The sequence below is a fragment of the Silvibacterium bohemicum genome, from assembly GCF_001006305.1.
Taxonomy (GTDB): Bacteria; Acidobacteriota; Terriglobia; order Terriglobales; family Acidobacteriaceae; genus Silvibacterium; species Silvibacterium bohemicum.
On the sequence record NZ_LBHJ01000003.1, the window covers coordinates 856005 to 882457 of the forward strand.

The 26453-nt window shown below is 56.4% G+C and carries 27 protein-coding genes and 1 pseudogene; 9 read left to right on the top strand and 19 right to left on the bottom strand.

Annotated features, from left to right (window positions below; translation table 11 throughout):
• Positions 1-141 precede the first annotated feature (141 nt).
• From XX99_RS09130 to XX99_RS09140, 3 genes are all read right to left on the bottom strand, one after another.
• A complete protein-coding gene (locus XX99_RS09130; protein WP_050059038.1) occupies positions 142-1368 on the bottom strand; it encodes a type II toxin-antitoxin system HipA family toxin in 1227 nt (408 codons plus the stop codon).
• Positions 1358-1687, bottom strand: a complete 330-nt coding sequence (locus tag XX99_RS09135) for a helix-turn-helix domain-containing protein (RefSeq protein WP_050059039.1) — start codon at positions 1685-1687, stop codon at positions 1358-1360. The genes XX99_RS09130 and XX99_RS09135 overlap by 11 nt, the downstream gene beginning before the upstream one ends.
• Before the next feature lie 94 nt (positions 1688-1781).
• On the bottom strand, positions 1782-2045 hold the full coding sequence (locus XX99_RS09140; protein ID WP_050059040.1) for a hypothetical protein: 264 nt from the start codon (positions 2043-2045) through the stop codon (positions 1782-1784).
• A 159-nt stretch (positions 2046-2204) separates the two neighbouring features.
• Here XX99_RS09140 and XX99_RS09145 point away from each other — a divergent pair, with 159 nt between their 5' ends.
• Positions 2205-2900 (top strand): YceI family protein, encoded by a 696-nt coding sequence (locus XX99_RS09145; protein WP_231581211.1) that lies wholly within the window; start codon positions 2205-2207, stop codon positions 2898-2900.
• A 194-nt stretch (positions 2901-3094) separates the two neighbouring features.
• Here the strand turns inward: XX99_RS09145 and XX99_RS09150 are convergent, their stop codons facing one another.
• On the bottom strand, positions 3095-3877 hold the full coding sequence (locus tag XX99_RS09150; RefSeq protein WP_050059041.1) for an SDR family oxidoreductase: 783 nt from the start codon (positions 3875-3877) through the stop codon (positions 3095-3097).
• Between the two features lie 473 nt (positions 3878-4350).
• Between XX99_RS09150 and XX99_RS28335 the strand changes: the two genes are divergently transcribed.
• Both XX99_RS28335 and XX99_RS09155 read left to right on the top strand, forming a co-directional pair.
• On the top strand, positions 4351-4482 hold the full coding sequence (locus XX99_RS28335) for a hypothetical protein (protein ID WP_260315323.1): 132 nt from the start codon (positions 4351-4353) through the stop codon (positions 4480-4482).
• Positions 4483-4500: 18 nt separating this feature from the next.
• Positions 4501-5148, top strand: coding sequence for a cation transporter (locus XX99_RS09155; protein ID WP_231581212.1), 648 nt, complete (start codon positions 4501-4503; stop codon positions 5146-5148).
• 21 nt (positions 5149-5169) lie between these two features.
• Here the strand turns inward: XX99_RS09155 and XX99_RS09160 are convergent, their stop codons facing one another.
• The 8 genes and pseudogenes from XX99_RS09160 to XX99_RS28490 form a co-directional block, all read right to left on the bottom strand.
• Positions 5170-8337: an efflux RND transporter permease subunit gene (locus XX99_RS09160; RefSeq protein WP_050059042.1), complete on the bottom strand. Its 3168-nt coding sequence runs from the start codon at positions 8335-8337 to the stop codon at positions 5170-5172.
• Positions 8337-9935 (bottom strand): efflux RND transporter periplasmic adaptor subunit, encoded by a 1599-nt coding sequence (locus XX99_RS09165; RefSeq protein WP_050059043.1) that lies wholly within the window; start codon positions 9933-9935, stop codon positions 8337-8339. Before XX99_RS09165 ends, XX99_RS09160 begins: the two co-directional genes overlap by 1 nt.
• Positions 9932-11191, bottom strand: coding sequence for a TolC family protein (locus tag XX99_RS09170; protein ID WP_050059044.1), 1260 nt, complete (start codon positions 11189-11191; stop codon positions 9932-9934). Before XX99_RS09170 ends, XX99_RS09165 begins: the two co-directional genes overlap by 4 nt.
• A 100-nt stretch (positions 11192-11291) precedes the next feature.
• Positions 11292-11591: a hypothetical protein gene (locus XX99_RS09175; RefSeq protein WP_050059045.1), complete on the bottom strand. Its 300-nt coding sequence runs from the start codon at positions 11589-11591 to the stop codon at positions 11292-11294.
• A 116-nt stretch (positions 11592-11707) separates the two neighbouring features.
• Positions 11708-12841 (bottom strand): hypothetical protein, encoded by a 1134-nt coding sequence (locus tag XX99_RS09180; RefSeq protein WP_050059046.1) that lies wholly within the window; start codon positions 12839-12841, stop codon positions 11708-11710.
• Positions 12842-12906: 65 nt separating this feature from the next.
• Entirely contained in the window at positions 12907-13128 is a 222-nt protein-coding gene (locus XX99_RS09185; RefSeq protein WP_050059047.1) for a hypothetical protein, read from the bottom strand.
• 40 nt (positions 13129-13168) lie between these two features.
• Positions 13169-14059 carry an N-6 DNA methylase gene (locus XX99_RS09190; protein ID WP_050059048.1) on the bottom strand — a complete coding sequence of 297 codons (891 nt, stop codon included), beginning with the start codon at positions 14057-14059 and terminating at the stop codon, positions 13169-13171.
• 69 nt (positions 14060-14128) lie between these two features.
• Positions 14129-14887 (bottom strand): annotated as a pseudogene (locus XX99_RS28490) (XF1762 family protein).
• Between the two features lie 120 nt (positions 14888-15007).
• Here XX99_RS28490 and XX99_RS09200 point away from each other — a divergent pair.
• The gene (locus XX99_RS09200; RefSeq protein ID WP_050059049.1) at positions 15008-16183 is read left to right on the top strand and encodes a hypothetical protein; all 1176 of its coding nucleotides are present in this window, start codon (positions 15008-15010) and stop codon (positions 16181-16183) included.
• On the opposite strand, the gene XX99_RS09205 is transcribed toward XX99_RS09200, so the two are convergent.
• Positions 16180-17202: a hypothetical protein gene (locus XX99_RS09205; RefSeq protein ID WP_050059050.1), complete on the bottom strand. Its 1023-nt coding sequence runs from the start codon at positions 17200-17202 to the stop codon at positions 16180-16182. The genes XX99_RS09200 and XX99_RS09205 overlap by 4 nt on opposite strands.
• Before the next feature lie 21 nt (positions 17203-17223).
• The gene (locus XX99_RS09210; protein WP_050059051.1) at positions 17224-18015 is read right to left on the bottom strand and encodes a TIGR02391 family protein; all 792 of its coding nucleotides are present in this window, start codon (positions 18013-18015) and stop codon (positions 17224-17226) included.
• A gap of 505 nt (positions 18016-18520) precedes the next feature.
• On the opposite strand from XX99_RS09210, the gene XX99_RS09215 reads away from it, so the two are divergent.
• A complete protein-coding gene (locus tag XX99_RS09215) occupies positions 18521-19405 on the top strand; it encodes a hypothetical protein (RefSeq protein WP_184084796.1) in 885 nt (294 codons plus the stop codon).
• Between the two features lie 256 nt (positions 19406-19661).
• On the opposite strand, the gene XX99_RS28630 is transcribed toward XX99_RS09215, so the two are convergent.
• A complete protein-coding gene (locus XX99_RS28630) occupies positions 19662-19865 on the bottom strand; it encodes a helix-turn-helix domain-containing protein (protein ID WP_184084793.1) in 204 nt (67 codons plus the stop codon).
• 142 nt (positions 19866-20007) lie between these two features.
• Here XX99_RS28630 and XX99_RS09220 point away from each other — a divergent pair, with 142 nt between their 5' ends.
• Positions 20008-20688: a hypothetical protein gene (locus tag XX99_RS09220; RefSeq protein WP_156185888.1), complete on the top strand. Its 681-nt coding sequence runs from the start codon at positions 20008-20010 to the stop codon at positions 20686-20688.
• An 8-nt stretch (positions 20689-20696) separates the two neighbouring features.
• Here the strand turns inward: XX99_RS09220 and XX99_RS09225 are convergent, their stop codons facing one another.
• Positions 20697-21791: an AraC family transcriptional regulator gene (locus XX99_RS09225; protein WP_231581213.1), complete on the bottom strand. Its 1095-nt coding sequence runs from the start codon at positions 21789-21791 to the stop codon at positions 20697-20699.
• Between the two features lie 56 nt (positions 21792-21847).
• Here XX99_RS09225 and XX99_RS09230 point away from each other — a divergent pair, with 56 nt between their 5' ends.
• Positions 21848-22582 carry an SDR family NAD(P)-dependent oxidoreductase gene (locus XX99_RS09230; protein WP_050059054.1) on the top strand — a complete coding sequence of 245 codons (735 nt, stop codon included), beginning with the start codon at positions 21848-21850 and terminating at the stop codon, positions 22580-22582.
• 211 nt (positions 22583-22793) lie between these two features.
• Positions 22794-23870, top strand: coding sequence for a hypothetical protein (locus tag XX99_RS09235; protein WP_050059055.1), 1077 nt, complete (start codon positions 22794-22796; stop codon positions 23868-23870).
• Between the two features lie 39 nt (positions 23871-23909).
• Here XX99_RS09235 and XX99_RS09240 read toward each other — a convergent pair whose 3' ends face one another.
• Both XX99_RS09240 and XX99_RS09245 read right to left on the bottom strand, forming a co-directional pair.
• Positions 23910-24713 (bottom strand): hypothetical protein, encoded by an 804-nt coding sequence (locus tag XX99_RS09240; protein WP_050059056.1) that lies wholly within the window; start codon positions 24711-24713, stop codon positions 23910-23912.
• A 140-nt stretch (positions 24714-24853) separates the two neighbouring features.
• A complete protein-coding gene (locus XX99_RS09245) occupies positions 24854-25471 on the bottom strand; it encodes a DNA polymerase III subunit beta (RefSeq protein ID WP_184084790.1) in 618 nt (205 codons plus the stop codon).
• A 43-nt stretch (positions 25472-25514) separates the two neighbouring features.
• Between XX99_RS09245 and XX99_RS27695 the strand changes: the two genes are divergently transcribed.
• Entirely contained in the window at positions 25515-25808 is a 294-nt protein-coding gene (locus tag XX99_RS27695; RefSeq protein ID WP_184084787.1) for a hypothetical protein, read from the top strand.
• Between the two features lie 77 nt (positions 25809-25885).
• Here XX99_RS27695 and XX99_RS09250 read toward each other — a convergent pair whose 3' ends face one another.
• Positions 25886-26443, bottom strand: a complete 558-nt coding sequence (locus XX99_RS09250) for a PRTRC system protein E (RefSeq protein ID WP_050059058.1) — start codon at positions 26441-26443, stop codon at positions 25886-25888.
• Between the last annotated feature and the right edge of the window lie 10 nt (positions 26444-26453).

Consider the following 26453-nt stretch of genomic DNA (forward strand, 5'->3'; position numbering starts at 1 on the left):
GGAGAAATGGGCGGGAAATGCCAGAGAGGCCGAGCCGAAGCGATTGCTTCCGCTGCGCGTCAGGCGACCGAAGACATCCGCATATGGCGGGATGTCTTCGGTTCAAGATCCGTCTTTAGCCTGGAAGGAGAGTGCAGCCGATCAGTGCAATTTGATCTTGTCTGCAATCTGTTTCGTGGATTTTCGTGAGATCTCGGCAAGGTCGGCATAGCGGGGCCAATCGGCCACGGCCTTGCCCACCTTCGCCAGGATCTCCGGCGCGTTCTTGATCCCGTACTGTTTGCCTAACGCCAGAAGCTGGGTTGTGCCTGGGTTCTTGCCCTCGCCCATGACAAGCATGCTCTGCTCGCCGCCCGGGCCATAGGAAAAGACCAGGTCATAGGCAGGCGCGAAGACCCACTCGTTTCTTGCGTTAAGAAGGAACGAGAAATTCTTCACATGATCGTCGCGGTTATGGGCAAGAACGTTGAAGCAGGCCAGGGCATAGGCCTTTTCGGCATCCTGGATATTCCGGGTTAATGCTAGAGTCACGCGCAGAACCGTGTCGTAGTCGAGGCTGGGGCTGCGATGATCGGCATGAATCAGGCCGCCGAGGCTGTGCATGTGGATGCGGGCATCGCCGTCCCGGTCGAAGCGTTTCGTGCCGAAATACCTGTTTCGCCTCGTGCGGAAAAGATGGGTCTCCGACATCTCCACGCCTGCGTCTCTCGCCATCAGGCTGTAGGCATATTCGGTCGCTCCAACGTCACGCGTATCCTGGGATGACGGAAACTTGATCATCCAGTGCGTGAAGCCGGGCTGCAATTCCTGGCGGCCGTGAATGATCTTCCTCTTGTCGCCGCTTACTTGCGCCACGATCTTGGGCCGGGCGCCAGAGGAAGAGCCATTGAGCCGCAGCAACTCTTCGAAGACCTCTTCGTTTTCTCCAGCCAGCACGGCAGCCGATTCCTCAGCGAGCCTGTCGAGCGCCAGCGGAGAATCATCGGAAGTTTGCTGACCCAGCTCCGGCTCGTAACTGAGAGCGCCCATGCCGTGCCGTCCCACATAGGCCAGCCGGTCGAGCGGGTTCAGCTGGCCGCGATGGACGCCATGTTTTTCCACGGTGCGGTCGAGCAAAAGGCGACCCCAGCCGTCCGGCAGGCTGTCGTTGAATACGCCGAAGAGGCCATCGAAGATCGCGGTGTCGGCAACAGACACCCCAGCCTTGAGCGGTAGTTTGATGGGCGAGATCTCGATGCCCGAAGCCAGGAAGGAAGGGTCATATTCGAAAAGGACCTGCCTGTCTCTAAAGGCGAGGCGTCCGACCTTGTGGCGTTGGTTTCGTGCGTCCAGATAGACGTTCAGCAACTCTGTAGGGCTATATGCCATGGCTGCCTTTCCTGCCCGTTGCTCTCTGTCGCATCGCCGGTTTGGCCAACAGAGCGTCGAGCGATTGGGCGGGTGAGACTGGCAGGCTTTGCCCGGCCAGCTTTTCGAAATCGTCAAGGCATTCCAGCACCAGGGCCAGGTTCAGGAGCGCGTCGAGCGAGATCAATCCTTCACGCTCAAACCTCTTCAGCGAGCTCAAGGTCACGCCGGAGCGCGCCGACAGCTCTCTCTGCGTCAGGTTCATGGCGAGACGCCGGCTCTTGAACCGGCCTGCAATTCCTGTCTGCACCTCTTGCACGGTCTTGAGATAAACAGTCAATATATTGCCTCTTGATTCAATTATAGCGCGATAAAGGTCTATATGTTGACCCCAGATGGCGAAGGGAAGTCCGGACTCTCCCGGGGCCGGCCCTTTACTCTCGCCGAGTGGGGCGAAGCTTCGGTTTGATGTTCTGGCGGACATGGTAGTCCCCGTCTTTGTTTTCGAGCAGCTTCACAGAGGCGCTCACACCGATTCGAAAGATCATCTCGATCATGGATTTGTCTTCGAATTCAAGGTCGATGTTGAGCGCTTCTTCCAGCTGGTAGACGTGGATGGACTTGATCGGCTTGCCTTTGGAACGGCCGAGCGGTATCTCTGCGTAGCCGTGACCGAAAGGCACGGGGGTGCTGGACATAACGGACCTCTTGAGTTGGACTTTGTAGCTTCAGGCGGGGCTTCGACGCTTGCCACCAAAGGGTGACTTCGAGTCGCGTGGTTTCGGTGAACGCTGAGAGCAACTGATGCCATCGTGGCATTGCTTCGATCAGGAGACTCTGCTTCTGGAGAAATTGGCATGAGATTTGCAGCAATGCATATAGAGGTTCGTGTCGAGATGAGTTGTTCTGAGACTGAGGGTATCCGCCAACTGCACGGCAAGCCAGAGTCTGTCAGAACGGACCAACCCCAACTCAGCGAGACGAAAGGGAGATTAATGACCACCGCCATAGCGAACCCAACCTCCACCGTAGTATGGAAGATCGATCCCGCGCACTCTCAGGCGGATTTTAAGATCCGCCACATGATGATTTCGAACGTAAGAGGTAGTTTCAGCGGGCTCGATGGAACGTTGACCGAGAATACGTCGGACCCCACACTCAGCCAGATCGACGCTTCGATTGACATCGCAACAGTCAATACGGGCGATCCGAAGCGGGACGAACATCTCAGATCGTCTGATTTCTTTGATGTGCAGAAATACCCGACGATGACCTTCAAGTCCACAAAGGTAGAGAAGAAGGGGGAGGGAGAATACTCCATCACAGGTGATCTGACTCTTCACGGTGTCTCCAGGTCGGTTGTCTTTGTGGTTGACGGACCTAGCGCACCTGGTAAAGACCCCTATGGCAACATACGCATCGGGCTTTCAGCTTCGACCAAAATCAACCGGAATGACTTCGGTCTTTCTTTTAACGCCGTGCTGGAGTCGGGCGGGGTTTTGCTTGGGGAAGAAGTGCAAGTAGATCTGGACGTTCAGTTCATCAAGTCCTGATGGAAAAGCAGGAATGAATTTATTGAGCCAAACCAATCGATGGGCATCGGCGGTTCGAGATCATGCCCATCGATTGGCGTTCTTAGGAAGTGTCCCGCCGGAATAGCAATGCAGGTTCGCACAGGACTCGGTTTAGAAATTCTCATGCCACGCTGCATCCACCGCATGGGAAGAACATTCCTGGCATCCCTTATTCAAAAACGATTATGCTCGGCTCCCAGTGGCGCTCCCGTGATGCCACCATCGACCATCAGCTCAATCGCGTTGACATAGGATGAGTCATCGGAAGCGAGGAAAAGCACAGCCTTGGCGATCTCTTCGGTCTCGCCAAAGCGGCCCAGCGGGACCATGGACGAGATCAGCTTGATACGCTCAGCTCGTTGCTCGTCAGACAGCGCTGAGCTTAGGCCGCGGCGCCAGATTGGTGTCTTGATCGGCCCCGGAGAGACCACATTGACACGAATGCCGCGTGGGGCGAGATCCGACGCGATAGCGTTGGCCATCGAGCGCAAACCGCCCTTGCTGGCCGCATACGCGGCACTGCCGGGCTGGCCTGTGTAACTATGAACGGAACCGTTGAAGATAATTGCTGCGCCATCCCTGAGCAACGGAGCTGCAGCGTCGACTGTGAAGAAAGCTCCGCTTAGATTGACCTGGATGATTTCTTCAAATACTGCTTCGTCTGTTGCTCCGGTAGGTGTCACTCCTGAAAGACCGGCATTCACGAAGACTATGTCGAGACCGCCAAAATCCTTTGTCAACTCATCGAAGAAAGCCTTGCGGCCCACCGCATCGGCGACATCGACACGGTAGCCTTTAGCGTTAGATCCCAGCTCGGCGACTGCGCTAGCGAGCGTCTTCTCGTCTCGTCCGGTGATGGCGACCTCGGCTCCTTCTTGAATAAAGAGCTTCGCCGTAGCGAGTCCGATACCGCTGTTTCCGCCGGTGATGAGGGCTTTCTTGCCCGTAAGTTTCATTGCATTACCCTCCTTGTGGGTACATCTGGGATCGTTCGTGAGGTGGCTCGCGAAGGTGCATTTACGTGATCGCTCATTGCAAATGGCCTGGCTTGTTCACGAAAACACTCCCTTAGTTTCATAAGACCGTGCAGCTCGGGACGCGTCGATATGCAGCACTGCAAGTTGTTTGCACAATCCTGCAAAAACGCAAGCTCGCTAACCGGAATGGCATAGCGCCAATTCTCGCTGCGAGACACAGAAAGATATCCCAAAGCTTGTTGTTGGGAGTGTGGGGCATTTCGACTTGCGCGCCAGATCAATACTTTCGCCGTTGTGATTCGGCTTCAATCGAATACCCGGAAACTCCGTGCGGTGAGCCAATGAATGACAGCCCGGGTTTCGCCACTGAGAAACAATGACAGGCCGCAGATGCTGTAGTTGGGCAATTAGTCGGCAAGCACGAGGGTGATTTCACAGGTCGGATCGAGTTCGTGAGCGCGAAGCCCAGCAGCAATGCGGGGCAAGGGATCGACTCGGTACGGCAGACCCGCGACGAAATCAAGCGGCGCATTCTGCAGTTGCAGGCCCAGGAGCAGCTAAGCACGAATACCGTCCCAACATAGGAGCAGGTAAACTTAGCTGTGGCACAGCTCATCCAGTCCGAAGGACGTGACATGGCCGAACCTGCGGCCTGCTCGTCACATCCTGGTTCTGCGCACGGGGTTGTTTGGCTTCAGGGCATCACGCTGGCGTGGATGCTGGCAGAGTGCGGAGTATCGCTTTACGGAGCTATTTCAGCTCACAGCCCCGCACTGCTATCGTTTGGCGCTGACAGCTTTATAGAGCTACTGTCCGCAACCGTTGTCCTGCTGGCGATTCTTCCATCCTTCCCACTCACAAGAGACGGTGCCGCACGGTTGGCTGGGATCCTGCTCTTTGTGCTCGCAGGAGTAGTCGCACTCGTGACTGTTCTTTCACTTCTATACCGTGTCAGGCCTGAGGTGAGTTGCAGCGGGATAGCCATCACGTTTGCTGCACTCATCGTGATGCCGATTCTTGCCTGGGCAAAACGTAGAACCGCGCAACGGACGAACAATAGAGCGTTGGCCGCGGATGCTGTGCAGTCCGCCACCTGCGCTTATCTCGCGGCGATAACTCTGGCGGGACTGGCGATCAATGCGGTCTGGCATATTGGTTGGGTGGATTCAACAGCAGCCCTTCTGGCGTTGCCCATTCTGATAGTCGAAGGACGACGCGCTCTCCGCGGCGAGAGCTGTGGCTGCTGCTGAACCCACAACGGCAGGTACCTCTCATCCGCTGATGCCAGAGTCTTGATTCCGTGGCTGTAGATGTCCTTTACGCAATGCCCGTTCCTTCATCATGACGAAGAAGACAGGCACCAAAATCAGGACGTGTATGGTGGACGTGATCATGCCACCAACGATAGGTGCGGCGATCGGCTTCATCACATCCGAGCCGATGCCGGATTCCCAGAGGATCGGGACCAGACTGGCCAGAACGGCGCAGACTGTCATCAGCTTCGGCCGCAAACGATGAACAGCGCCTTCAATGGCCGCAGCCTCCACATCAGCATTGGTTAACGGCCCTCCGGCTTGCAGCTTGTGTTCGAGAGCCTCATGCAGGTAAACAACCATGACCACCCCGGTTTCTACCGCGATTCCAAAGAGCGCGATGTACCCGACCGCAACGGCTACGCTGAAGTTGTAGTGAAGAAACCATTGCAGCAGCAATCCGCCACTCATCGCATAGATGGTTGGGAAGATGAGGACGAGCGCTTCGGCGACTGAGTGAAAGACCAGGTACAGTAACAGGAAGATCACGAAGAAGACCACCGGAAGAATCAGTTGCAGTCTTTGTTTGGCACGTAGTTCGAGTTCATATTCTCCTGACCATTGGAAGGTGTAATTTGCTGGCAATGCGAGTTTGTCGTGAATGAGTTTGTTTGCCTGTGCGACGAAGCCTCCGTAATCGGAGTTCTTGAGATCGATGTAGATGTATCCGGTTAGTGCACCATCTTCGTCCCGGATCATGGCTGGACCGTGCGTGAAGGAGATCTTCGCTACTTGCCCCAGCGGAATCTGTGCTCCGGATGGAGTGGCGATCAGAACGCCACGCATCTTATCGACGTTGTCACGGAAGTCTCTCTGGTAGCGGACATTGATTGGGTAGCGTTCGCGGCCCTCGATGTTTTCGGCGATATTCTGGCCTCCGATGCCGGATGAAACCGCTGTCTGAACATCCGCTATCGTGAGGCCATAGCGGGCCGCCTCCTCTCTCTTGACCTCAACATTGACATAAAAGCCCTGCGCGACCTTTTCAGCAAAGACGGATCGCACTTGCGGGAGTCCAGACAGAACGGTCTGAAGCTGCGAGGCAAGTTGCTGAATGCCATCGACATTCGGTCCTTGCACCTTCATGCCCAGCGGTGTCTTGATGCCAGTTAACTCCATGTCCAGGCGGTTTTCGACCGGGCTGGTCCAGGTGTTCGAGAGCCCCGGAATCTGGAGCTTCTCATCCATCTGCTGAATGAGCTTTTCGTAGGTCATCCCAGAGGGCCATTGCTCGCGTGGTTTGAGCATGATCGTCGTGTCATACATATCAAGTGGCGCATTGTCGGTAGCGCTGTCCGAACGACCGACAGCGCCGAATACGCTGGCAACTTCAGGGAAGCCGCGAAGGACGCGGTCCTGTTGTTGCAGGAGCACCTTCGCCTGCTCAATGGAGATACCGGGAAGAGCTGTCGGCATATACAGCGTGGAACCTTCAAAGAGAGCCGGCATGAACTGGCTGCCCAGACGGGTTGCAAGTGGAAACGTGACCAACAGAAAGATCAGGTTGACCACAATCGTGAGCCAGCGATGTCGGAGGCAGAATTTCAGGATCGGCAGGTAGATTGCCTGCGTGACCCGTGAGATCGGGTTTGCATTCTCCGGCTTGAGTCGCCCTCGAATCAGCATCACCATCAGGACCGGCACGAGCGTGATAGCAAGGATGGAGGAGGAGCCCACCGCTAGGGTCTTGGTCCATGCCAGCGGACGGAACATGCGTCCTTCCTGCGCTTCGAGAAGGAAGACCGGCATGAAGGAAACGACGATGATAATCAGCGAAAAGAAGAGTGCCGGGCCAACCTGCTTGGCCGAGTTGATAAGAATGGTGCGCCGCTCCGGCTCCGTTACCGGGCTCGCATCGTTTTCCTGTCTTTCCGACAGATGGCGATAGCCGTTTTCGACCATCACAATCGACGCATCGACAAGCACTCCAACGGCCAGGGCGATGCCGCCCAGCGACATGATGTTCGAGCTTACGCCCAGCCAGTACATGGGGATGAAAGACATCAACACCGCGATAGGCAAAGCGATAATTGCGATGAGCGCGGATCGGAAATGAAACAGGAAGATGATGATGACGAGGCTGACGATAATGGCTTCTTCGGTCAAATCACGCTGGAGCGTTTTGATCGAAGCCTCGATTAATTCGGAGCGATCGTAGCCCGTCATGATCTGGACGCCTGGCGGAAGTGACGGTGCAATCTCGCGAAGCTTCTGCTTCACTCCGTTGATGACGTTCAGTGCGTTCATGCCCTGGCGCATGACGATGATCCCGCCGACAGTTTCCCCATCTCCATGCCACTCGGCAACCCCTTCGCGGATATCCGGGCCGAAGCTCACCGTTCCCAGATCGCGTATCAGGATAGGCGTTCCATTCTTGCTGCCGACGGCCACGGTTGCGAGATCATCCAGCGATCGCAGGTAGCCGAGGCCGCGAATCATGTAGTCTGCGCCACTCAGGTTGAGAACGCGACCGCCGACTTCGTTCGTGCTCATCTTGACTTTGTCGATGACGGTAGAGAGCGGAATGCCATAGGCAAGCAGTTTGTTTGGATCGAGCTGTACCTGATACTGCTTGACGAAGCCGCCGATGCTGGCGACCTCCGCGACTCCGGGTACAGTTTCGAGGGCATAGCGCAGATGCCAGTCCTGCAAACTGCGCAGGTCGGCGAGACTGTGTTTACCGCTTTTATCGACGATTGCGTACTCATAGACCCAACCTGCGCCTGTCGCATCGGGTCCGATGGAAGGATGCACATTCTCTGGCAAACGCCCGCTGATGTGTTGCAGATACTCGACGACACGCGAACGTGCCCAATAGAGATCTGTACCGTCTTCAAAAACGACATAGACGTAGGAGTCGCCCAGCATGGTCTGCGCGCGTACGGCTTTAACATGCGGGGCAGCGAGCAGACTGGTGACGATCGGATAGGTCACCTGGTCTTCGATGACATCGGGCGGCTCACCTGCCCAGCCCGTATGAACGATCACCTGTACGTCCGAGATGTCCGGTAGTGCGTCCAGCGGTACATGCTGCAGTGACCAGATGCCGGCAAGTGTGAGTAGCAATACTCCGGTAAAGACAATGAAGCGATTGCGGGCGCAAACGTCGATAATTCTGGAAAGCATTACATGCCTCCTGTTGCGTTCACGCGCAATTGTTTCGTTGCGATCACCTGACCGTTTTTCTGGGCCGATATGGTGACCTGATATGTCCCGCCCGTGCTTAGCGAACCGCTACCTTCATACATGCCGTTGCCTTTATCGGTGAGCTTGGTGTTTGTGTTCATCGCTGACATACCCATCGCCGGCATAGCCGCCATATAGAACGTGACGGAAACGTCAGCTCCGATGGCAGGCTTTCCATCTACGCCTGTGAGCTTTACGCGAAAAAGGTTGCTGCCTTTTTGCGGCGGGTTGGGATCGGTGGTGAAGTCGATGTTTGCCTGTGCAGCAGCAGGTGCATTCGCTGTTGAGGAACTTCCTCCGGCACCGGGCGCAGGTGGTACGAAGGAACCCGCCGCAGCCTGGAGCTGACTTTCTGAGTCGATGAGGAAGCTGGCTGATGTCACGATTGATTCGTGAGCCTTAAGCCCCTTGAGCACTACAAAGTCATCCCCAACGCGGGGACCGATTGCGATCTCTCTTGGCTCGAGGCTGCCGTTTCCGTGATTGAGGAACACCAGTTGCCGCGTGCCGGATTGAAAGACAGCCGACGCAGGAACAATGAGCTGACGTCCCAGGTTTGTTTTTAGATCGACATTCACGAACATGCCCGGTTTCAGCTTGAGTCCCGGATTTGCCATTGCCAGCCGCACACGAACTGTGCGCGTCGCCATATCCACCTGTGGCAGGATCTCCTCGATCTGACCTGAGAACGTGCGACCCAAATAGGAGTCGACAGTGATCTGCGCCATATCTCCAGGTTTTATGCGGCCTATGTCATCCTGGAAAACCTGGGCGTAAACCCACACACGCGACAGATCGGCGACGGTATAGAGCTTGGTCGAGGGTTCGGCATACATATTGGGCAGAGCATTTCGTTCGGTGATGTATCCCTCGACTGGCGAGTTGATGGTGAGGTCGGTGACAGGTTTGCCGGTTTCCTTGAGCTTTGCGATTTCACTTTCGGGTATGTCCCATTGCTGCAGCCGCTGTTCTGCCGCGACCGAAAGCGTAGCCGCACCATCCGCAACGCCATCGATCGTGCTTGTGCTCATAGTCTTTTGGTTCTGCCGCGCAAGCAGATATTCCTGTTGTGTCGCCACAAGGTCAGGGCTGTAGATGGTGAAGAGTGGCTCGCCTTTTCTCACGTATTGATAAGTGGCATTGGCAAACACCTTGCGGATGTAGCCGGGAAAGCGCACCTGTACATAGGAGACAAGACGCTCATTGATGTCTACCGTGCCAGTCGCTCGGATGTCGTCGCTCAGTTGCTTGTATTCGACCGTGCCGGTCTGCACGCCAATACTCTGCATCCTCTCGGGCGTGAGCTGTACGGGAACCAGCGGAGCATCCATCTTCATATTTGGCATATCCGACATGGATGGCTTTGGCTCGTCCGCAGTAGCAGGCGGGCCAGAGGCAACGGGCTGCATCTCCCCGGAGGGCGGCGTCTTCATTGCAGTTGGCTGTTTGATCGCGTGAGTGCGGTATGCCCATATCCCTGCAATCGCTGCCAGGACGATGATCCAAACGAGTGAGGTCCTCAAGATGTATTTGTTCATCGCAGTGTCGCTCCTGTCAGAGTTTCGAGATGGGCCAAAGCAGCTTCGTGATCCACGAGGGTCTCTGCGTATTCGAGCTTCAGACTCAAAAGGTCGGTGAAGTACGAGAGGACGTGAATAAACGGCTCACGGTTCGACGCGTAGGCACTCAACGTTGCCCGGTATGCCGCATCGGACTGGGGGACCAGACCCTCCCGGTACTCCTTCAACAACTCCTCATCGCTCGTCGCTTTGACATACTCCTGCTGAACATCTGCAAGTTGCTGTTGCAGATGTCCATTAAGTGTCTGTTGCGACTCGGAGCGCTTATCCGTGGCCTCTGCGATCTCTGCATCGACACGCTTCTTGCGAGGAAAGCGCACATCGAAGGTGAACATGTAATAGTCCCGATACTTGCGGTCGGTGTTCTCGTAGAGATAGCCAACCTCGAAGTCCGGCTTGCCCTCGCGCTTAGCGGATGCTACCTGAGCGTCCTGCTTCCGAATGGAGCTCGCATCGACCTGAATCTGGGGGTTGTTCTGCCGAACCATCACAAGAAGCTCCTCGGAGGTTCGTTGGAGTGGAGTAACGGTCAGGTCTTCCGTAACGATGTCCGGCGATGCCTGGTCCCGGCTGAGCAGGCCTTTGAGGTGGGCCTGTATCTGCCCCATTTGCTGGTGGTGCATGGTGATCTCTTTCACGATCTTCGTCCGGTTCACCTGCGCCTGCAGGACATCCTGCTGCATTCCCTGGCCGACTTGATAGTGGGCCGTTGCGTCCTGAATGAGTTGGTCAAGCACGGTCTCGTTCTGTCGCAGGATGCCAAGCGTCTGTTGCAGATAAGCGAGTTGAAGGTAGTCGGTCTTCACCGCATCAGCAATGCCGGTCTTCGTGACTTCTAGTTCAGCTTGTTTCGTATCGGCATCGCGTTCGGCTACTGCGCCTCGCAAGCCCAGTTTCCCTGGATAGGGAAGCTCCTGTGACGCTCCGACGCCGATGTAGGCAAAGTCGCTGTTGGTGTACCCCGCAAACGGCTTCGGACTGCCCACACTGAACTGTTGGTACGTAAATTTCGGGTCAGGCAACGTAGTCACCTGTGGTGCCATTTGCCTGGCGGCCCGCACGCCGTAATTGGCAGCGGTGATCTGTGGGTTGTTTGCCCCTGCCTCAGCTAAAAGCTGGGACAAAGGCGTGGGCGTGCTCGCCGCCTGCGTCTGCCCGAAAGCAGAAAACGCGGTGGTCAGCACGAGCGTGGCGGTCAAAGTGACCATGCTCATACAGAAACTCCAATCTCAAAGGCAGTTCAAAGCGTTCGCCGGAATACGAGCGCACGAGTGTGCGACCGGCAAAGGTTAGAGTGCTTGGGAGGAGGAGCGGTTAGATTCTCAGGATGGAAATGCTTGTGGGAGGGGACTTCGGTAGAGAGTAGCCGGGGTGTTCGACCCATCCGATCACGGTTACGTAAGGATTCACCAGCTCAAAAGCAGCGAGCCAGATAACGTGAGCCACGGCTGGGTGGAATACTACTGCCTTCGTATCCAGCGCGTTGTCATGAACGCTCGCGGGAGTCTTCTGGCAGCAGCCCTGCGATCCCGACATGTCCATCTGCTCGCACTGGTTGTGCATCGCGCGGCAGCAAGCGCGCTCTTCGGCGTTCATCTCCGCATTGGGAGCCATGCAAGCCATTGCCGGCGCCAGACATGACACCAGCAGAAGGACTAACACACCGAATTGGCGAAAAACATGCATTCCAACATAAGAGTACGTGCGGGCCGTAAAAGGAGCAACTGTCTCTATGAAACGAAGACGGGCAGAGCTTGGCCGCAAATCGGGGAGTCCGCGAAAACACTGGCAATCGCTGCGCTTCGAACGTTGCTGGAGTGCCTGAGGTCTACATACTGGTGCCAGGCGCGGTCGAGTTCGAAAGCCATGACGGGGTGCTCGATCCAGGTGAGACCGTCTGAGTTCCGGCATGGCGACTGCAGGAAGTCGTCGGGCGTCTCGATGAACAAAGCCGTTTCGCCGGTGCGCAACTGCGCGGCTCTCGTGATGCCACGCAGTTGTTCTGTAGTCGCCCAGAGCGAAGGGCTTGCAATGAGGTCGGTGTAGTCCAGCGTCTCGCCCATAAGGGCAAGCACCGGAGAGTCAACCGCTCTGTAGATGCATTCCGGTTCGCTTCTGCGCAACTGCCGCTCGACCTGTGTCAGTGGCCGCCTATTGCCGACGACAGCGCGAAGACGGTTGGAGTCCATGGTGATTCGGGTGGACGGGCTGAAGTACCGGATAGCCTCGATTAGCCGTTCCGCTCGCCTCGTGCCGATTCCGATGCCAAGCAGGTGGACGTGGCGTGGCCTCGCGTCTTCGATGAACGAGAGTAATGCAACGTCCGATGTCGCCGCCTTGCGCATGGGCATGGCTGGCGTCAGGGAGACCCCAGCGGAGGCCTCTGCCGCGTCGAGAAATGTACCGTGCGACATCGCTCCCACCTGAAGTGGCAGGAGGATGGTTGCACCCTTCGATGCGATGATCGCGAGCTCCTTGCGATACCTCGCCAGCCTCGCAAGTGTCTCCTGTTGGTCGCCGACCTTGTCAGGGGCCACCACGATGGCGAGTCTGCCCAGCGCGGAGGCGAGCCGCATGTAGACATCGAGTCTTCGATGCCACTCGATTTCGTCGATGGGCGCTACGGTGTCCGGGCCTCTCTCGGTGATCCTCACCTCGCTGAAGGCTCCGCTATCGATCATGACGGGTTGGTTCATTTCGATTAGGGTCGATACCGCTGCATCGTTGAGGTGGCTTGCGGAGACGCCCACAGGGATTCCGAGGAGTGCGAAGCCGCGTATCTCCGATTCTCGATTCGCGCCGGACGCGAAGACCTGGACATCAACCGGCAAGGGCTTGCGATACTGCGCGAGGTCGAACAGCATGGTCCCTCCACGTCTTGGCTGGGGATGACAGAAGAACGCAGGGTAGAGCAACCACCGCCAGCGTTCTAGCGTGGCTCTGCCTGTGCTTGCTGCGGGGCCTGGGTCTCTATGTCGAGCAAGACCTCAAGGGCAGAAGTGATGAAGAGGTGCTGGAAACCAGCGTGCGAGTATTTCTCCTGAGCTGCCTGCTCAGCGGAAGACGGATCAATCTCGATGCCGTCCTTCTGTTGCTTCTCTGCCCAGCGCTTTCCGGCGTTCATCGCCTGGCGAATACGGGTGACTCCCATAGAAGCCTCCTGTCTGTCTGGTTTGGTACTTGGCCGTGGCTCAGAAGAGAAGCCCTTGGCCGCGGTCATCGCAACGGAACAACGTCTCCCCGGCGGACGGTTTGTACTCCTTAGGAACGGGGAGCGGTGCGGGCGGTGGCGGAGGAACGGCTACGCCGAGAATCTTCTCGGGGAGCGGAAATGCGAGCCAGGGCGCATAGAGAGCGCCGTTGATGCGTGTGATCATCACGACCAGAGGGTCTATGTCAGCGCCGTACAGGCAGTAGGAATAGTTGCTTGCGTGAAGGAGCATTCGACCCGTGCCAACGCACGGATCGAGCACTGTTCTTAGCCGGGGATCGCGGCCTCTCTCCTGTTCGCTCCCGCCGAGAGTCATTTGCACCATGAACTCGACGACGGGATGGGGCGTTGGAAAGAAGGCGTTCGGGTTCCATCCGCTGCTGTGGCGTTCGGCGAGCATCCATCCGAGGTAGTCGTGCGGATTCAGGAGAAGCGGTTCGAGATTGAAGCTGCGATAGAGCGCTTCCTGGATGTCCTCTTTGAGATGCGGCATCTGGTTTGAGACCGCAAGGCCCCAGGCCAGCCACTCGATGAGCCGGTTGAAGGAACTCCATGAATGGTCCTGCTGGTGGATCAGCTTCAGGCTCTGTTCGATCATCCTGCGACCTCGATCGAGGTTTCCAAGATCGAACTCGATCCGGGGGATGGGCTCATCGAGTAGATGGCCTGCCTCAAGCGTGCGGAGATGATGGGTCCAGCGCCCGGGAAGGCCAGGATGGGAGTCTGCAAGCTGCACCAGGTACAGCAGCCAGCCACGATATCGCCAGGGCGGAATGGTGTCGCCAAGTTTTGGCAGCCGTCCGGTCTGGAGCACGAAGAGATTGATGTCGGGCGCCGTGGACACAGCGAGTGCAGGCGCAAGCGTTTCCATGGGAGCTCCGCGATGTTGGAATGTTGAATTTTGCTGGAAACTGACTTGACCGCAGCCGGGGGCGGGATGTCAGGCCGCGATCTTGAGCGTCTGGTCCGAGGCAAACGAGAAGCGCAGCTGAAAAGGAAGCTCCGTCGACTTCAAGCGCTCCCAGCGAACCTTGGGGCCTGAAGCTCTTCGGGCCTTCCGTGGTCGGCCGCGGCGGCTCCATGATCCGCCCCGTGATTTCGCCACCGGGGTAAACCCGGCAGCGCGTAACGATGCGCCGGACTCATGGCGCATGGTGTACGAAACGACTCGGCTGTACCCACGTTCGAACGCCTCGCGGCATGCATATCCGTAGAGCATGGAACACGCATTCGCTACGAGGGCGTGAGGCCGGAGGTCCTTTACTCATACTCGCGTGACCTCGATGCATCGCTTCGCCGCGAGCACGCGGGACACTGGCCGGCCTGCGGTCACGACACCAACCAGCTCTCCACCGTTGAACAGCGCCGCTCCGTACTTCCATCCCACGGGTGGGTCGCAATGACGATGATGGACACGAATGAACTCCTTCGCTTCCGCAAAGGACACGGGCCGAAGTTCGAGGCCGTAGTCGAGTGTCCAACACAGCGTGTCGTTTGCAACGAGTATGTCTTTTACGATGAGGCCTGTTTGTTCGAACACCCACCGGGTTCGCTCTCGCCTGGTGAACAACTCGACCGAGTCGATCCAGCCGGACAGATTGCCTTCACAACAGGCGTCGAGTACGAGCTCGCGAGTGTCGAGAAAGACTTCGGCCACCTCGAGCGTGGCCCATTCGCCGCAATACGGACAAAGCTCCATGGGCGATCTCCTCGTGGTTAATTCGGTGGAGGTTCAGACGGAAACCTATAATCCATCCGTGGCTCATGATTGAGTTGTGTCCGCCGTTCATCTCTGGGAAGGTGGAGGAAACAGGGAAGCATGCCTCTCTTCGAACCGTCGACGACGCCGGCCGGACAACGCCCGAAGAGATATGGCGAGTCGATCTATGCCTATTACCGGGATAGTGAACGTCCCGGGGTGGTCGCGATTCGAGATCTGCTTGAGGTCTGGTTCTTAGAAGTCCCACTCGATGAGCAACTGGACCTCCAGCAACGATTCAGGTCGCCGATTGAAAGGCACTACAGGTCGGCGATGTTTGAACTCTTCCTGCATCATCTCCTGCTCCGCTGTGGCTTTCAGTTGGAGTTTCATCCTGATGTTCCCGGAGTGCAGAGGCATCCCGATTTTCTTGTGAGCAGGGAAGGGCAGGAGCTCTTCTACCTCGAGGCAATCGCCGTCAGCAACTCGGTCCGGGAGGAGGTTGAGACGAACCGGATGAATCAGGTGTACGACGTGTTGAACGGTCTGGCGTCGCCAGATTTCTATCTCGGGATGCGTCTCGAAGGAGCTCCCGCAACACAACCGGCTGGAGCGCGGTTGCGTCGGGAGCTGGGAGTCTGGCTCGCGACTCTGGATCGGCAGGCGATACAGCAGAGCTATCTCGAGGAGAGATATGAAGACGTCCCCGTCTATGAATGGGAACATGATGGCTGGCGAATCATCTTTGAACCCATGCCGAAAGGGGATGCCGCGCGAACCGACCCTTCTGTTCGCCCACTGGCTATGGCTATGGCTATGCCGATGCAGGCGCGGCAACTCCGGCTCGACGAGGCCCTCAAAGACGCAGTAGCGAAGAAGGACCGCTACGGAAGGCTCCCTCTTCCGCTGGTCGTTGCGGTCCAAGTCATTGACGAATTTCGCATCGACAGAATTGCGGTCATGGATGGGCTGTTCGGACCCGAGGCGATCGGTGTCAACGCGCAAGGGCTGGAGCGTCCAGGCCGGGTTCCGGACGGAGCGTGGGTTTCACCTGCTGGCCCGCGTCACAGGACCATCAGTACCGTGATGGCATGGTCTACGCTCGATCCGTGGACCTTCACAAGCATCGAGCCGATTGTGGCTCATAATCCGTACGCGTCGATTCCTTTGCCGACAGACACTCTGCCCGTGGCACAGCACGTCGTCGACAATCAGAGGGATTTGTTGGTTCTGCAGGCTGGAGTCTCGATGGAGCAGCTCTTGGGGCTAGCGAGGGATTGGCTCCCCGGAGACTAAGACGGTCCACTACCGTCTTCATCTGCTCTTGTCAGCCGCGGGACGAGTTCATCGAGAACTCCGCTTTTCCAGCCGTTGCGCTCTTCGGCGAGTTCATCCCACCGGTCGTACATTTGAATCTCAGCCTCTTTCGTAGCGTAGACGAGATTCAAAGTCGAGAACATCCCGAGTGGGGGCATGGGCACGACCTCGCGTGCGATCCGTCTGGCGAGGATCAAGTCGGTAATGGCTCGCTCAACGCGGATGATCGCTCGTTGCGCTTCATCCAGTTCCACAAACCGAACGCCCTGGTTTTTCGTTTCGCCCCGGCTGGCAGAGTTCGCGGCGTGTGCAAGAAAGTTATTTCGCAGTGTCTCGAGCTTCCGAATCGAGTCGGTTTCCAGCCAGTCATGGAGCCGCTTGAACACGGCGTTGGGGATCACGTCACCTCTTGATCGCTCGTCCGGGCGTTTCCCACTTAGCCTGTCAAACGTCTCGTGAAGGTAGTGGGACTGGATCCAGTGGGTGAGCTCCGGGGCTTCGAGCCCGAAGACGCCGACAGCAGTGCTTAATCCTCTTCCGTCGGTTTGCCAGGATTGAGGATCGTAGGGAAAGCCGAAGCTGCTGACATATATCTCACGCGTAATCACAGAGCGGTGTTTCTGCACATCTTTCAGAAGCCTCATCACGGAGATCACGTCGCGACGATCGTCCAACAACTTCATCACGGCGAGAGTTTGCGTCGTGGCGTACCCGGTGTCAAGAAGATAGGCGAGTGTCGAAGCCTGAGCCGACACCTTGACCTCTGGCGCGGCTGCCGACCGGGCAACAACGATCGACCGATAAGTGAGGTCATTAAACAGCATCGTATGGAGCTGCTGCTCGATGCTGTGCGGCTCATCTGGCGAGTGGTCGTACCATGACATCCACTTGCGCCATAACGTTCTGTACGACTCGAGGTTGCGCTTGTCGTGGACATCGCACTCCTGGGCCGGAACCTCGAACCGATCTTTCAGTGGGGCCTGATGGAGCTTTGGCATGACATCCTTCCTCCATCTGGATCACACGGATTGATCGATAATACGGAGCATGTGGCTCGCAACGGATAACTGCTCAAGCGTTTCCACCTCGTCGTAGTCGGGCAGATTGTGCGGCTCGTGAGCGAGCGCGTTACGGAATAGGCCTACCCCGGCTCCCAGGAAACTTCGCAACTGCTGTTCATAGCCAGCGCGGCTCTTTGGGTTGCCAGCGGCCAGCAGCGGAAACGGAAACTTGAGATCGCCTGACTTATAGAGATCGTGGGGCAACGTCGCACCACTGCTGCTTTTCACAACCGGCGATGGAGAGGCATCCCTGAGTTCATTGAACCGATTCTCCACGCGTTTGAATGCCGCCGCGATCGCTTCCTTGAACTTTTGCTCCCGAAAATAGTGCTCGTATCCCCGGAGATCGGGGTGAAGGAAGCGAAGCGCGGCCAGCACTTCCCGGTTGGGAACGAAGATGGTGACGTCTCGGTTGACTTCGGCCCATCCATCGGTGGTGATATCGAAGAATCCATCTCGTGACAGCCGCTCGGCGATATATCCCTCCTTCTGGATCGAGCGCAGCGGAGCATCGAGAAGATACAAGACGGTCTCTGCAATCTCCGTTTCAGGAAAGCCGGTAGCCAGGCAGCCGGGATCGTTTGTGTTGTAATCCTGGCGGGAGAGATTCCAGGGCGAAAACGGCTCACGTGGAAAATGAAATGCGAGCCGCTTGAGCAGAAGCACTCCCTGGTCCTGGATTGGCAGTTTCTTAAGTTCTGCCAAGGTTGGTGCGACTGCGGAGATGAGGTTGGGCGAACGCTCGGACATATTTGAATGGTAAATCGCCAGCATTGGATCGTTTGGGTGGGCATCACACCGTGCCGAGCAAGTAACTCCCGCGTGGGGCTCAGTTGTCCCGAGCCATCATCCTTACTGATGTAGGCTGGATTTACGACAAATGGATGAGACGTTAGACATCAAACTGGCTGAGATCTCAGGCGAGACATACAAGAAAAATGTCTATCTCGTTGGCATGCACCTCCGAGATGCCGTCAACATACTCGACACAATGCGCTCGATTCCCGAATCCGGGAGACCCGATCTTCTGGCGAAGGCTTGCATACTCTTCGCTGTAGCTGGCCTTGAGACGAATCTGTCTTACTACTGCACTCTCGCTCTCGCCATCGCGGACGCCGCGCCTGAAAGTATCTACAAAGAGCCTGAAATCGAGTATCTGAAGGCAGTTCAGACAAAATTTCAGAATGACGCTGAGCTTAGCGTCGACAAGCAAAAGCAGCCTCTGTCCGATCGCCTACTCATAGTGCCGAAGCTCTTGGGTAAGGCATTCGAAAGACATTTTGCGATGCCGGCGAGTGAGCCTGTTGGGGACCGGTTGCGTTATGCGATCGAGAAGCGGGACGCGCTGATCCATCCCAGTTGGGACCGCTACCCTGAAGTCGGGATCGAAGATGCCGCCGATGCGATCTATGGCGTGCTTGAATATCTTGAGACCGTCCGGCAGCAGTTTCATCCCTATTTGATCGGCTACCTGACGGTTCTCGGATCCTATTTCCCGAAGGTGGATGATCTCGTCGGCCAGGAACCGTTGCCCCTGCGATTCCGCGTTCTAAAGACTCGTGAAGAACTCATTGCAGCGTTGACAGGGGAGTGGACCGACGCACATACGTTGTTCGATGTTGCGAACCTCCATGGCACGGAGGGCGACTCTGAGGGGAGCATGCTTACTCGCGCGGCGCTTGTCAGCATCTACTCGATGGTCATGGCGCATGTATCCATTTTGGGGAGGTTGGGTGTTCTCTTGAACCCGAAACTCTTCTCCGAGAAAGAGATCAACTTTCTCAACGAAAAAGACTATCAATGGACCGATGAAGGGGAGATGGTTCTCGATACCGCGAAGCAAAACTTCAAAGTCAGAGCAACGGTCGCCCCGACCCTCATCGCAAAGAAGACATCACCCAACGCCCTCGCATTTACGGAGGGCACAACGTGGTTCCAGCGGATGTTCAAAGTGTATTTGCCGATGCGGAACCAGGTGATGCACTCCAAATTTGGTGAATCCACGGCCCGGGTGTCAAAGTTGGAATTGAGAGCGGCCTTCGAGGCGATTCGTTCCTATGCCGCTCATATAGCCACGGCAGGCGGATTCCTGACGTTCTATCAGAAGCTTCTCGACGGATCGCCCTTGAAAGAGCTTTAGTCGGAAGACTAATGGGACAGGCCACGTGGGAATGCGAGCGGATTTGGACACAACCGCCAGCACGAAGCATGAGTTGGCCAGGCTCCGCGTCCTGCGGGTCGCGGGCACCTTCCTGTTAGTCCTCGATGAGCGCGTTGGCGATTTGTCACTCACCGAAAGTAAATAGCCGTATTAGAAGAGCGCGTCTTATGACTGATCAGACTCGTGATTAGCAGTTATTTGCCAAGGAGTGGCGGAAATGCGAAGGCGAAAGGCCTCAGCTTGCCTTGAACGTTGCCGCGAAAGACGAGTAGCGTTCAAAGCCTGACATCGCGGCAATTTTAGTGAGACTCAGTGCAGCGTCGATCTTCGACCCACTCGCGATGGGAACACGTTGGCGAGCGACATACTGCCAGACCGAACAGCCAAGGGCGCTCCGAAACGAGCGAGGGAGGACGGAAGGGGCTGGTTTCAGAGGCATGGACGATTGCAAGGATGTTCATCTCTTCGGATAACTCGAGTTGCACACCCAGCTAGTAATAGTGTTGATACAGGATGCTTAGGGGTGTCTTAACTTTTTAGAAATCGAACCGATATTCCTACTAGATTTCACAGGGGGACGTGTGCCTAAAGGGTTTTCCGAGGAAAGAATCAAGAAAGCGTTGGATGAAATCAACAAGACACCATTTCGTTCCCTGCATTGGAAACAGCAGCTCACCTCAGTCGAGTTTTGGGCTTTCGGACTCCTCTTTGGCTCCCTTGCTCTGTGTTTTGCTTCCGCGCTCGCATTTCACTTCGGCATACTCTCGCGTCATATCGCTTTTCCCACGAGTATCGTGTCCTTAGCCATCGCGGAAGTTGGATTCTGGATCATGGCTGCTCGTAACGCCTGGTCAGGTTTTCGAGAAGCTGATCAGAATGTAACGAGACGAAACAGTTCGGCTATATTGGCGGATGTGCGGCTAATATCAGTTTGTCGTACTCTCTCGACCGATGAACTCAGCTTTTTGTCCAAACGGATTCAGCTGAATGCCGACCAGTTGCGGAGCCGAATTGGCTTTTTGATAGGTCCTGTCGACAAGGTCGGCACAGTGCCATTGGCGATTGGCACGATATGGGCTCTTCTCAAGGCACCGGAGGTAACGCAAGCAAAAACACCGGTCACTATTATTGTGCTTTTCGGACTCGTCCTGTTTTATCTCACCGCACTGCTCTTCACCATGCGTAGCCATCGGATTGATGAATGCGCACAGGTGCTGGAACTCGCAGAGTCACAAGTCTCTCAAATTGAGATTGACGTCTAGCGTTCTGCCTAAGTTCCCGAACTGCGGTCGAGCAGACCTGCTTCAACAATCCTCCGACATTCCGGCATGACCGTGGCCTTCAAAACCACGTTTGAGGTATCCACCAGGGTTGGCCCCAACACTCGCTTGAACGCCTTACTAAACGCGGCGTCGGACTCGTAGCCAACCGAGCGAGCTACGTCTATAAGCTTTTTGTCACGCTGCTCGAGTAACCGCATCGCCTTCTGCATCCGCCACTCGGTCACGTATTCCAGCGGTGTTTGTCCGAGTAGCTCTTTGAAACGCGCAGCGAATGCGGAGCGAGACATGCCCGCTGCTTCGGCCAGGGATTCCACCGTCCAGGGGGTCTTCACACTGTCGTGAATGGCACTCAGGGCAGTGCCCATCTGAGGATCGAAGATCGCACGAAGCCATCCTTTCTTGCGTTCTGGTCCCGACGCGATATGCGCACGGAGCACTTGAATAAACAGGACCTCGGCCAGTCGAGTGGCGACGACTTCAGATCCGGGTGCCTGTTCTGCCATCTCTGACGCCAGCGCCTGCACGGTGTTGTGAAGAGCAAGTGTGCGTGCTTCATCGGCCTTCATCAAAATGAAGCTCGGCAATAACTGAGTGATCGGTTTCAGGCTGGCGCGATCAAAGCTCAGGGACCCGCAAACGATTGTGGTCGGTACGCCACCACCTCCACAAAGAGCGACATTGCCGTTGGCCATGGCTCCAATCTCGCGGAAACTCCACTTTGGACGTGTACGCGGGCTGTCGCGCAGAACGATCGAAGTCCCCTTAGCCAGCAAAAAGCAATCGCCGCCGGTGAGGGGAATCGGCTCCACAATTCCTTCCACACTCAGCCAGCAGTTGCCGCGCGAAAGCATGGCGAAGTGCGCCAAATCTGTCGGGGAAGTCTCTTTGCCGGAAGACGTGATCTTTTCTTCGGCCCGATTTTCCTGTTTCACGCCCCACGGTGCTGTGGCTTCGAGCCTGTGCAGACCGAAAGCGGTTACGTGCATCGTTCTGAAGATGTCTGTTATCGGATCCAATTGAGTCCCCCAGTTTTGGACGAACAGACAAAAGATTAGGACTTGTGAGCAGTTCTCGTCCACCACGAAAGAACTCTACTCTCCTGTACGGAATGTTACACATCTACCGAAAGGAAGTAATTATGGGAAAGCTTGAAGGTAAGGTTGCAGTCATCACGGGTGGATCGAGCGGCCTGGCACTGGCCAGCGCCAAGCGGTTCGTTGAAGAGGGTGCCTACGTTTTCATCACGGGTCGGAGGCAGGAGCAGCTCGATGAGGCCGTCAAGCTGATTGGCCGGAACGTGACCGGCGTGCGCGGTGACGCGGCCAATCTCGACGACCTCGATCGTCTGTTCGATACGGTCAAGCGAGAAAAGGGCAAGATCGACATCTTGTTCGCGAGCGCTGGCAAGGGCGAGGCCTTACCACTGGGCGAGATTACCGAGCAGCACTTCGATGTGGCCTTCGGCCTGAATACGCGTGGAACGCTGTTTACGGTTCAGAAGGCGTTGCCGCTGTTCAACGATGGCGGATCGATCATCATGACCGGATCAGTTGCTTCGGTGAAGGGCTTTCCTGGTTTCGGCGTATATGCGGCGAGCAAGGCAGCGTTGCGCTCATTTGCACGCACGTGGCTCAACGAACTGAAGGGTAGGAATATCCGGGTCAACGTGCTGGGTCCGGGGCCGATCGCCACGCCGATGCAGGAAGCAGTTCTCACTAAGGAGGCGAAGGAGATGTTCGAATCGCTGATCCCGCGGGGAACGATGGGGCGACCTGACGAAATCGCGACGGTCGCGGTGTTTCTTGCTTCCGACGATTCGAGCTTCGTGAATGGGGTGGAGTTGAATGTCGACGGCGGCTTCTCCGCCATCTAAATCGGCGGATCTCGGTGAGTGCATGATCGCCAAGGCACTCACCGATCCGATAGGTAACAAAAAGTCTCTTGTGGAAAGGAATGATGAACCCGCACATACCAAGACCCGTGACCCGCACGAATCGATTGTGAGGCACAGTGAAGGCCCGACGATCATCGTGTCTTTCCTGCGGGGAGTGCGATAAGTTGTTGAGATACGGAGACCGGTACGAATGGGCACGATCTTTTATTCTTGGCAGGTAGACAGACCGAAAATCAACTGTCGCAACTTCATCGAGAGGGCGCTCCAGTCCGCGATTGACCGACTTAAGGCGGATATTGAGCTTGAGGAGTCACTCCGGGATGGCCTTGAGCTCGACAGGGACACCAAGAATGTTCCAGGCTCGCCCTCGATCTTCGACACGATTATGCAGAAGATCGCTTCGGCCAGCATCTTTGTTCCGGACCTCACCTTTGTTGGTCAACGCGATAATGGAAGGCCAACTTCAAATCCTAATGTCCTCATCGAGTATGGCTACGCGCTTCACAAACCCGGGCCGCTGCGAATCCTCGCGGTGATGAATGACCTGTATGGCGAGCCGACGAACCTGACGATCCCTTTCAACCAGGTGCACAGGCGATTTCCGATCACGTACACACTGGCCGAAGACGCAAACGATGAGGAGCGGAAGGCGGAGAAGAAGTCGTTGACCGCGAAATTCGAGAATGCATTGCGGGCGATCTTCGAGAGTGCGGAGTACGTGCAGGAGCAGGCTTCGCACATTCCATCGGCGATGGATGTGGCTGCCTTGCACCAGAGGGATATGGAGTATGAGCAGGCACTGTCATCGTTGGGTTGGGGCGAAGGGGCACATAAGGTTCGCGAGAATGCCAAGACCTTGTTCGCAGCCATCAAGACCCGGTGCGATGAGGTCGAATCGACGTTCGGGTTTGGCGTCGGTTGCGGTTGGGAGGCGAGCCAACGCGAGAATTTTAGTTGTGTAATGAGGAATCACTCACTGGGAGTGATTGTCGGGTGGGAGCAACCGCGATTGGACTCGCTTGAAGACGCAAGACTACGTGTGCGCGAATACAAAGGCAGACTGTATCTTCCCGGCGAGTTCACGGGCGGCCATATACAGCCGGCGAAGATGGTAGGCGAAGCAGTCTATTCGGCAACTCTCTCCAGGGACTATGCACTCGGGTGGGTGAAGGCTGGCAAGAGGAGGGATGAGCCCTCTTTCATTTCAAATGATGACTTAGCTGAGACCTGTGTGACTCAGTTCTTGAATCTGCTCCGCAAAGAATAGACCCAGTAACTCGAACATCCCTACGACAGGGCAGCCGAGTCAATCAAGATCGGGATCGGGTTCCCCTTCTTCAAGATCCTCAATCCAATCATCGAGCAGTTCTAAGGATTCTTCTTCACTAGTCTGTTCCTCAGCGACGTTCGGTTCTTCATGCGAGGCATCAACAATCTCGTACTTGCCGGAGTCTAATGCACGTTTGAATACGACGATCCGGTCGCTGAGGGGTTTAAGTGATGTGATGTCCTCTTCAATCGTTGTTATAGATTCAAGTTCCGCTCTGGTCTCAAGCGATCCGGCCGAATAAAAACCAGAAAGCTCGAGAAGCTTCAGCAAAGAGTCTCCGACTTCGGCTTCCTCTGTTCGATTCGAGCGAAAGGCGATCAGCACGGACGCGGGAAAATCATCGTTTTGCCTCTCCCATGCGGCAGCAGCGGATGCTGAATCGCACGCCCCAAGGCAAACCCACAAACGTTCTGGCGCTTTTCGCAACGCGCCCGCAAGCCGGTTCCAGGTCAACTCAGGGTAAGTCTTTGTTGTCGGCTTGAGCCCCTCTGAGTTTCCGTGTGAGCCTATGTACAACAGTTGCGATTTGCCGATGCTCAGCCAGGCCTTGATCGTATCGATCACGTCGTCGGAGTCGCGCGCGTCGTGGGCGGCAATTTGTGAATCGGCTCTGAAGGCCCTCAATGCCAGGTCTATTTCCTGGACATCCTTTAGGGTGCTCCAACGTATCAGGAGGACCGAGCGCGACAAATCGTTGGGCCAGGGGCTCGACTCCGTATCGGGTTTCAACTTTTTGCGAGTTCGTCTCTTGGTGACCAATAGCCCTTCCGTACTGCTCATATCTCCTGATTTTAGGTGGTAGTGGTTACTGGAGTGTTTGCATCTTCATCGAATCTCCTCTGCACGCTGCAAGGAACCATCATTCGGCTGCCGTGGCCAAATGATGGTTCCTTCTTCAATGCTGCGCGTGAGGCATCCCTTCAGACTCGCATCGGCATGACCACGTACTTCTGCTGATACTCCGGATTGAAAGACTCCGGTGTGATCACAGCGGCAGAAGAGCCATTCTTCAGCGCTACCCGCACCGCACCTTCGGTTCCAATTGTCTTAAGGAACTCGGCGATGTAGTGCCCGTTGAACCCGATGGTCAGCTCGTCGCCGGTGTAGCTGGTTTGCAATGCCTCCTGCGACTCGCCGCTACCCGGCGCGGAGGCGCTGACGGTCAGAGCGTTCTTGTCGATATGCAGGCGGATGCCGCTCGACTTCTCATCGCTGAACTGCAGCACTCGTTGCAATGAGCCCATGAAGTCAGCGGCTCCAAGCACGATCGAGTCCATCGCCTCGCGCGGGATAATCGCGTCGTAGTTCGGGAACTGGCCGATGAGCTTCCTCACACTCAGTGTGCGGTGACCGATCTGGAAGAAGATCGTGTTCTCGGACTCACTGAACTCGACGGTTTCATCTTTGCTCGATCCAAACAGCGAGAGTAGATCGCCCATACACTCCCGAGGCAGCAAGACCTTCTGGTATCCGTCGATGGCCAGGCCGTCTTCCTGTACTTCGACGAGTGACAGCCTGTGGCCATCGGTAGCGACCATGCCCATTCGAGGCAGGATGAGCATAAGCGGTGCTGTAGCTGAGTTGAACAACGAGATTGAGCGTCTTAATAGCGAGATTGAGCGCGTTACAAAATTGCGTGACCAGCTGTTGGAAGGTTCGCCGGAGACGAACTCTGCGCGTGCTGAAACCGCTGCTTCAACTCGGAAGCCCAGAGTTGGAAAGAAGGCTGTGACCGCTGCCAAATCTGTATCAGCGAAGAAATCAGTTCCAGCCAAGAAGTCAGTTCCGGCCAAGAAGAGAACGCTCTCCGCTGCTGGCCGGAAGGCCATCTCGGATGCCGCAAAGGCACGTTGGGCTGCTAAGAAGAAGGCCTAAAGCCCGGCGAGGTGAGGGCCTTGCCTCTCACCTCGCCAGATCCATCCATCCCACAATCCATCGGCGAGAGAGCTTGCCTACGCGGCTTGATCGAGTTGCTCGCCTTCATGGTTGTCTTCGTTGATCTCGGAGAGGATATCGTCCTCTTCGGCGACGCTCGTCTGCGGCACATTCGTTTCGGCTGCCGGCTCTGGTGCCTGCGACTCGGCAACGGACATATCAAACAAGCTTGCAGTCTTTGGCCGAGGCGGCTGTACGGGCTCCGGAGGTTTGGACGTCTGCTGTGAGGGCTTCGTGACGGTAACGCTGTTCGTCGCCTTGTTCACCGGCGTCTTGGTCTTGGCGCGGGCCTCTGCCTGTGCTGTCTTTGCGGCCGCATCCATGTCGGCCTTGGCCTGGGCAAGCGTGTTCTTCAGTTGAAGGTGGGCACCGACGAACTCGACCAGCGTCCGTCCCAGGTCCGCGTCGAGTTCCTCGACCGTTCCTGTGACTGTGAGAGGTGTCGTGAGGGCGTTGTTCTCATCGTCCTTCAATTTCCTGGGGAGGACATTCACACGGATCTGATCATCCTTGGTGGGGGTTATGGTCATCAGTATGGCGCGATGACGCAGGACAGGTGCAAGCTCCTGGAACATGGAGGCTCCT

What these genes read in the sequence shown, in the direction of transcription:
- XX99_RS09130 (WP_050059038.1), bottom strand. Translation starts at nt 1,368, where the DNA reads ATGGCATATAGCCCTACAGAGTTGCTGAACGTCTATCTGGACGCACGA.
- XX99_RS09140 (WP_050059040.1), bottom strand. Translation starts at nt 2,045, where the DNA reads ATGTCCAGCACCCCCGTGCCTTTCGGTCACGGCTACGCAGAGATACCG.
- XX99_RS09145 (WP_231581211.1), top strand. Translation starts at nt 2,205, where the DNA reads ATGAGATTTGCAGCAATGCATATAGAGGTTCGTGTCGAGATGAGTTGT.
- XX99_RS09150 (WP_050059041.1), bottom strand. Translation starts at nt 3,877, where the DNA reads ATGAAACTTACGGGCAAGAAAGCCCTCATCACCGGCGGAAACAGCGGT.
- XX99_RS09160 (WP_050059042.1), bottom strand. Translation starts at nt 8,337, where the DNA reads ATGCTTTCCAGAATTATCGACGTTTGCGCCCGCAATCGCTTCATTGTC.
- XX99_RS09165 (WP_050059043.1), bottom strand. Translation starts at nt 9,935, where the DNA reads ATGAACAAATACATCTTGAGGACCTCACTCGTTTGGATCATCGTCCTG.
- XX99_RS09170 (WP_050059044.1), bottom strand. Translation starts at nt 11,191, where the DNA reads ATGAGCATGGTCACTTTGACCGCCACGCTCGTGCTGACCACCGCGTTT.
- XX99_RS09175 (WP_050059045.1), bottom strand. Translation starts at nt 11,591, where the DNA reads ATGGCTCCCAATGCGGAGATGAACGCCGAAGAGCGCGCTTGCTGCCGC.
- XX99_RS09180 (WP_050059046.1), bottom strand. Translation starts at nt 12,841, where the DNA reads ATGCTGTTCGACCTCGCGCAGTATCGCAAGCCCTTGCCGGTTGATGTC.
- XX99_RS09185 (WP_050059047.1), bottom strand. Translation starts at nt 13,128, where the DNA reads ATGGGAGTCACCCGTATTCGCCAGGCGATGAACGCCGGAAAGCGCTGG.
- XX99_RS09190 (WP_050059048.1), bottom strand. Translation starts at nt 14,059, where the DNA reads ATGGAAACGCTTGCGCCTGCACTCGCTGTGTCCACGGCGCCCGACATC.
- XX99_RS09200 (WP_050059049.1), top strand. Translation starts at nt 15,008, where the DNA reads ATGCCTCTCTTCGAACCGTCGACGACGCCGGCCGGACAACGCCCGAAG.
- XX99_RS09205 (WP_050059050.1), bottom strand. Translation starts at nt 17,202, where the DNA reads ATGCCAAAGCTCCATCAGGCCCCACTGAAAGATCGGTTCGAGGTTCCG.
- XX99_RS09210 (WP_050059051.1), bottom strand. Translation starts at nt 18,015, where the DNA reads ATGTCCGAGCGTTCGCCCAACCTCATCTCCGCAGTCGCACCAACCTTG.
- XX99_RS28630 (WP_184084793.1), bottom strand. Translation starts at nt 19,865, where the DNA reads ATGCCTCTGAAACCAGCCCCTTCCGTCCTCCCTCGCTCGTTTCGGAGC.
- XX99_RS09230 (WP_050059054.1), top strand. Translation starts at nt 21,848, where the DNA reads ATGGGAAAGCTTGAAGGTAAGGTTGCAGTCATCACGGGTGGATCGAGC.
- XX99_RS09235 (WP_050059055.1), top strand. Translation starts at nt 22,794, where the DNA reads ATGGGCACGATCTTTTATTCTTGGCAGGTAGACAGACCGAAAATCAAC.
- XX99_RS09240 (WP_050059056.1), bottom strand. Translation starts at nt 24,713, where the DNA reads ATGAGCAGTACGGAAGGGCTATTGGTCACCAAGAGACGAACTCGCAAA.
- XX99_RS09245 (WP_184084790.1), bottom strand. Translation starts at nt 25,471, where the DNA reads ATGGTCGCTACCGATGGCCACAGGCTGTCACTCGTCGAAGTACAGGAA.
- XX99_RS09250 (WP_050059058.1), bottom strand. Translation starts at nt 26,443, where the DNA reads ATGTTCCAGGAGCTTGCACCTGTCCTGCGTCATCGCGCCATACTGATG.